Here is a 6,000-nt window from a genome sequence, read left to right on the forward strand (position 1 = left end):
CTGCACGACTACGTGCGCATCAACTACCGGGACCTGTACGCGGCCTCGCTGGCGCTGGACGTCAACGACCACAACGCCGCCCGGATCGTGCACGGCCTGCTGTCGGACCCCGGCGAGCCCGGGGCCGCCGCCCTGGACCGGCGCACCGAGGGCGCCCTCATCGCCCAACGCCTCTCGCGGATGCCGACGCAGCGCGTCTACCGCCTCTTCCGGCGTCTGGCCGCCGAGCGGGTCAACAACCGGCGCACGCGCGCCGTCATCGCCCGCTGGGTCTCGCAGCGGCGGGACCTGGCCTTCGACGCGGTCAAGTACCGCGCCGGGCTGACCGCCGCCGCCCGCCACGCCCACCTGCGCCTGCCCGGCGAGATCTCCGAGTTCTGCTTCTCCCCGCCGCACCGGGCGGGCTTCTTCGCCACGCCCCTGCTGGAGTCCTACCGGGAGGCCCACTACACCATGGAGGCCGCCTACGACCTGCCGCTCAGCGTCGGCGAGGGGTTCGCCGCCAAGCACGGGGTGCCGCGCAAGGAGTTCTTGTCCCGGGCGCGCGCGTCGGCGACCGGCGGCGAGCTGCTGCGGCTCGACCGGAGTCTGCGCGCGCACGGCCTGGAAGGCGCCGACCTGAGGCGGGCGGGCCTGACGCGGCTGTGCTCGTACGTGNGATCGCCGAGCGGGAGGAGCGCCGCGAGGAGCTGACGGCGGCGCTCCGGTCGGCGGCCCGGCGGATCGTCGGCGGCCAAGCGGGCACGTGGGGGCCGACGGCGGCGGTGCTCGACGACAGCTACTCCTCGTTCGGGTCGCCCGTGAAGCGGAACCGGCCGCTGGCGGTGGCGCTGGCGTGCCACTTCGTGCTGGAGGAGCTGTCGGTGCGGTACACGGCGCACTGGGTGTCGGGGCGCCGCGACGCCCTGACCGTCCGCCCGGAGGGCGCGACCCGGCTGGCCGAGACCATCCTCGACGCCTTGGAGGACGGGCCGGAGCGGATGGTCGTCGTCTCGGACGGGCACGACGACAGCCCGCCCGTCCCGGCGGCGCTGCTGGACGCCTGGCGCACCCGGGTGGACCCGGACCGCCGGACGGCGGCCGTGCACCTGAACCCGGTGCTGGACGCGGACGAGATGGAGCCCGCCCGGCTGGCGGGCTCGGTGCCGACCGTGGGCATCCGGGACGCCTCGGCGCTGCCGTCGCTGGTGGAGCTGGCGCGCTTCGGGGAGGGCCGGTCGGGCCTGGCCGAGCTGCGCGAGCACCTGGACCAGCGGGTGGCCGCCTATATCGCCGACGTCGACGCGGCGCGAACGATTCAGGAGGTCCGGTGACCGGCCTCGCCCTGATGGGCCTGGAGACCGGCCGCGCGCAGGTGCGCGGCAGCGTGCGCATGGTGCCGCTGCTCCGGCGGCACCCCGTCGAAGGACTGCGGCTGCACCCGCGCCTGACCGGTGGCGACACCGCGGCCGTGGGGTCGCAGCGGCGGCCTCGCTACGTGGGGTACGTACCGCACGCCTACGTCGCGGCGTGGGGCGACGAGGCGGCGTCGGCGGCGTACGGCACGTGGCTCTCGGAGGTGGAGGACGGGGTGCCCTCCGGGGCCGAGGCCGAGCGCGCGTTGCGGGAGGAGGCGGCCGGCGGGCCGCCCCGGATCACCATGTTCGGGCTGCGGCGGCAGGTGCAGCGCACGGCCCGGACGCGGCTGCGGTTCCTGCCGCTGCACCTGGCGATGGAGGGGTATCTGAGCCTGCACTTCGGCGGACCGGAGATCGCATGGCAGGAGTGGTCGCGCACGACGCTCCGGCGGGGGCTGTCGCCGCGCGAGGAGGACTCCTACCTGGGGCTGCACGTGGACGGGCTGGCCGAGGCGCTGCGCACGTTCGAGATCGTGCGCGGGCAGTGCGGGGTCGCGCTGTACATCGCGGACGAGTTGGCGTCGGTGGTCGTGACACCGCACCCGGAGGACTACCGAATGCTGCACCCGACGCTGGTGCTGGACATGTTCGGGGAGGCGGTCTACCGCAACGCGATGTTCGCCCCTGACCCGCCCCACCTGTACGCGCCCTTGAGGACGCGCGGGGTGACGGACCTGGCGGGGCTGCGGGAGGCACTGGAGGAGCAGCGGGCGTCGTGGCGGGAGTTCCACGACGAGACGATGCTGGCGNTGGCCGATGCCGACTACACGCGGAACCCGGTCTACCGGATGGGGGACTTCACGCTGGAACGGTTCCTGCCGCCGTTCGACCCGGCCAAGACGAACCACATCGGGGAGGCGATCCTCCACAAGAGGGAGCGCGTGGCCTACCTGAAGACGATCGTGCTGTCCAAGACCCAGACGAAGCGGGGACATCTGCTGAGTCGGCTGGCCGACGCGCGGTGGCATCTGGACACGGCCGCGGCGGCGCTGGACACGGACCGCCGGGGACTGATCACGAGGATGCGGTCGGCAGGGCTGGAGCACCTGCTGAGGCAGGACATCCTGGACCGCTTCTACGCGGGGAATCCGAACCCGTAGGAAGCCGGAAACGAGAGAGGGGCGGTGCGCGGCACCGCCCCTTCGTTCGTTGTCACCCCGGCTGGTGCGGGGCACAGCACTTCCAGACGCACAGGTCCGACCCTGCGCATGCGGGGAGCATGTAGATACGCCCCGGGAGACCCTGGTGAAGGCGGGTCCATCCCCGCGCGCAGGGAGCATCGTTGCGGACCACCAGGACGCGTGTCTCTCTCGGGTCCATCCCCGCACGCGCGGGGAGCATGCCGTGGACCTAGACGAGCAGGTCCACGAAGTGGGTCCATCCCCGCACGCGCGGGGAGCATCAGCAGGCGCATTCCGGCCATGTCGGTGCGCCGGGTCCATCCCCGCACGCGCGGGGAGCATTCGCGCGGTGTCGAGCAGTGGTGCCGCAGGCAGGGTCCATCCCCGCACGCGCGGGGAGCATGAGCTTGTTCTTTCTGGTGGAAGAGCTGCGGGGGGTCCATCCCCGCACGCGCGGGGAGCATCCTCGCTGACCTGGGGCTTCTTCAGCGCTGAACCCTCTTTCATGCAACTTTGAGGCTCCTGGAAACGGTAGCGCACCCGTAGAGGCGTCCTCCTGTCCTCTCACGCGACCGCCGTCAGCCCTCCCAAGGTCGCCGTCGCGATGAACGCGCTTGCCGCCGCCCCCAGCGCCAACGGCCGGGCTCCGCTCCTCGCGAGGGTCGGCAGGTGCACTCCGGTCCCCATGGCGAACAGCCCCGCCGACAGCAGGATCGTCTGAAGCACTCCCCCGACCGCCAACACGCTTCCCGGCAGCCATCCGGTCCCGCCCAAGGCTGCGGCCGCAAGAAACCCGACGACGAACAGCGGCACCAGCGGCGGGCGGCGAAGGCTCGGCTTCCGCTCCCCATCGGCGCCAGCGGCCCCGTCAGGTCCGGCACCGGCGGCCTCCCTTCTCCGCCGCCACATCCCCAGCGCCACCAACAGCGGCGCCAGCAGCACCACCCGGGTCAGCTTCACCACCACCGCCGCCGCGAGGGCCGTCCCGCCCACCGCGCCCGCAGCCGCCGCCACCTGGCCCACCTCGTGCACGCTGGCACCGATCCACATCCCCGTCAGGTCCGGGCCGAGGCCGAACGCCGCCGCCAGGGCGGGCAGCACCGGAATGGCGATGGTCCCGAAGACGGTCACCAGGGCGACCGCCGTGGCCACGTCGTCATCGTCACCGCCCACAGCATCGTTGGCCGCCGCGACGGCCGACGCCCCGCACACCGACACCCCGGCGGCGATGAGCATCCTCCGCTCGGGGCCGATGCCCAGCACGCGGCCCATCGCCACGGTGGCGCCGAACGTCGCCACCAGTCCCCCGGCCACCACCAGAAGCACCGGTCCGCCCAGCGCCAGCACGTCCGGCAGGGACAGCCCCAGACCGAGCAGGACGATCCCGGCGCGCATCGGCGTCTTCGCCGCCGCCTTCAGGCCGGGCAGCGCGCGGTCCGGCACCAGGCCGACGTTGGCCAGGACCGCCCCCAGGACCAGCGCGACGACCAGGGCGCCCGCGCCCGGGACAAGGGCGTGCACGCCCATCGCCGCCGCCACGCCCGCCGCGGCCAGCACCGTCCCGGGCAGCAGCGGGGCGAGGCGCACCCGGATCCGCGCGGGGGATAAAGCGAAGGAAGGGGACTTTTTGAGCATGCCCCCACGCTCCCGCCGCCGGTCTCCCGCCGGTAGCCGCCGGTTCCGGGGTAGGGCATGCAGTGACTGCATCACCTCCTGCCACCGCTTCCGCCCGGGCCATCACCGGACGGGGCGGGTGACATCGCAGATCACGCGAACGCCCTGGTGCGCCCTTGCCCGGACGAGGGACGGACGAGGGGCACCGGTCGACGATGACCGTCAACGCGCACCCCAGGACGAGCGGCGGCCTGGAGGGGCGAATCCGAGGTGACGCGCGGTGGAATCGGCCGCGGAAGGCGGACCGGCCCTTCTACGCCTGCCGCCCCTCGGGGTCGGCGTGCTCCTCGGCGGAGGCGCGCCGGTCGAGCTTGTCGAGGAGGCGCCGGAACTCTCCGACCTCGGACGGGGTCAGGGCCCCTTCGACCTGCGCGCGGACGGCCTCCGCGAACACCTTCTGGGCGGTCTCGAACACGCGGCCGCCCTCCGGCGTGACGACGGCGTAGACGGTCCGGCGGTCGGGGTCGTCCCGGCGGCGGGCCAGCAGCTCCCGCCGCTCCAGCCGGTCGACGGTCTTGGTCACCGCGCTCTTGCCGAGATTGAGCATGTCGGCGACGTCGACCATGCGCAGCCTCCCCTGCGGCGCCATGGCCACATGGCACAGCACGAGGTTCTCGGCCAGCGTCAGGTCCACCTCCCGCTGGAGGACCCGGTTGATCTGTGCGCGGAGCCGGGTGGCGGTGTCACCGAGTTCCATCCACGCGGTCAGGGCTGCGGGGCGCTCGTTCGGCATATCCCGACCTTAGCAGAAGGTTGACCGGCGTTTCATGTCGTGGTAGATAGTTTCCTAGTGAATGATCGCCGAGCAAACCACCGCCGGGATCCCCCCGGTCGCGCCCGCCGGCCGTACGGCCACGGCGCGGACACCCGAACGTGAGGAGACAGCCGATGCCCGCGAACGAGGCGCTCATCGTGGTCGACGTGCAGAACCTGTTCGTCGACGTCGTCGGCGAGCCCGTGCTCGCCGCCGTGAACGACCAGATCGAAACGGCCGCACGGCACGGACGGCCGGTCTACTACACCCGCGACTACGCCCCCGTCGACGGGCCGCCCGACGACCCCCGGTTCGACCTGCACCCGAAGCTGGTGGTGCGCGGCACCGTGGTGACGAAGGGGCCCGGCAGGAAGGGGGGTTTCTCTGGGTTCGTCCACGCCCCGGTCCCGGGCGCCGACGAGGGGCCCGGCACCGGCGGGCTGAGCCGCCTGGGCGCGCTGCTCGCCCGGGACGGCGTCGAGGCCGTCACCGTGGTGGGCATCGCGGCCGACGTCTGCGTCGCCGCGACTGCGCGGGACGCGGCCGGGCTGGGATACAGGGTGACCGTTCCCCTGTCGGCCACGGCGTTCGTCGGGGCGCACCCGAGCGGCGCCGACGCCGCCGTGGCGGAACTGCGCGCGGCCGGGATCACCGTCGCCGAGTGACCACCGGGACGCGCCGCAATCCCCAGGCCGGAAAATCCCTTTCTCCACCCAGAACAGCGCTGATAGCGTCCTTCACGCGCTCTCGGTGCGAAGACGGCGGATACTTCATCTCCTAATCCAAGGGACGCAGGTTCGAGTCCTGCCACCGGCACAGCCGGTGTAGCTCAGATGGAAGAGCTTTGGACCATGAACCCGCCGTCGACCTTCTGACCTCGGGAGCGCTCGCCGGAGACGGCCTCTCCCCCACCGGGAGGGGCCGTTTCCCGCCTGAGGGCCCGGCGACGGTGTTCGTCGGGGCGCACCCCGGCGGTGCCGACGCCGCCGTGGCGGAACTGCGCGCGGCCGGGATCACCGTCACCGAGTGACCACCGGGACGCGCCGCAATCCCC

At 73.0% G+C, this 6,000-nt stretch carries 5 protein-coding genes and 1 CRISPR repeat array; of the genes, 3 read left to right on the forward strand and 2 right to left on the reverse strand.

What is annotated here, in order from left to right; genetic code table 11:
- The first annotated feature begins 1,327 nt into the window (after positions 1-1,327).
- Entirely contained in the window at positions 1,328-2,497 is a 1,170-nt protein-coding gene (locus tag D476_RS0110510; protein ID WP_449289400.1) for an ARPP-2 domain-containing protein, read from the forward strand.
- Positions 2,498-2,709: 212 nt separating this feature from the next.
- Positions 2,710-2,982: a CRISPR direct-repeat array (repeat unit 29 nt; unit sequence GGGTCCATCCCCGCACGCGCGGGGAGCAT).
- Positions 2,983-3,082: 100 nt separating this feature from the next.
- Here D476_RS0110510 and D476_RS0110515 read toward each other — a convergent pair.
- Both D476_RS0110515 and D476_RS32870 read right to left on the reverse strand, forming a co-directional pair.
- A complete protein-coding gene (locus D476_RS0110515) occupies positions 3,083-4,153 on the reverse strand; it encodes a YeiH family protein (protein ID WP_026123403.1) in 1,071 nt (356 codons plus the stop codon).
- A 292-nt stretch (positions 4,154-4,445) separates the two neighbouring features.
- The gene (locus D476_RS32870) at positions 4,446-4,925 is read right to left on the reverse strand and encodes a MarR family winged helix-turn-helix transcriptional regulator (protein ID WP_017623913.1); all 480 of its coding nucleotides are present in this window, start codon (positions 4,923-4,925) and stop codon (positions 4,446-4,448) included.
- Positions 4,926-5,080: 155 nt separating this feature from the next.
- Between D476_RS32870 and D476_RS0110525 the strand changes: the two genes are divergently transcribed.
- Together D476_RS0110525 and D476_RS0110530 are read left to right on the forward strand one after the other, a co-directional pair.
- The gene (locus D476_RS0110525) at positions 5,081-5,611 is read left to right on the forward strand and encodes a cysteine hydrolase family protein (protein ID WP_017623914.1); all 531 of its coding nucleotides are present in this window, start codon (positions 5,081-5,083) and stop codon (positions 5,609-5,611) included.
- Between the two features lie 179 nt (positions 5,612-5,790).
- Positions 5,791-5,976, forward strand: coding sequence for a hypothetical protein (locus tag D476_RS0110530; RefSeq protein ID WP_017623915.1), 186 nt, complete (start codon positions 5,791-5,793; stop codon positions 5,974-5,976).
- The last annotated feature ends 24 nt before the right edge of the window (positions 5,977-6,000 follow it).

Origin of the sequence: Nocardiopsis chromatogenes YIM 90109, assembly GCF_000341185.1 — a bacterium.
Taxonomy (GTDB): Bacteria; Actinomycetota; Actinomycetes; order Streptosporangiales; family Streptosporangiaceae; genus Nocardiopsis_A; species Nocardiopsis_A chromatogenes.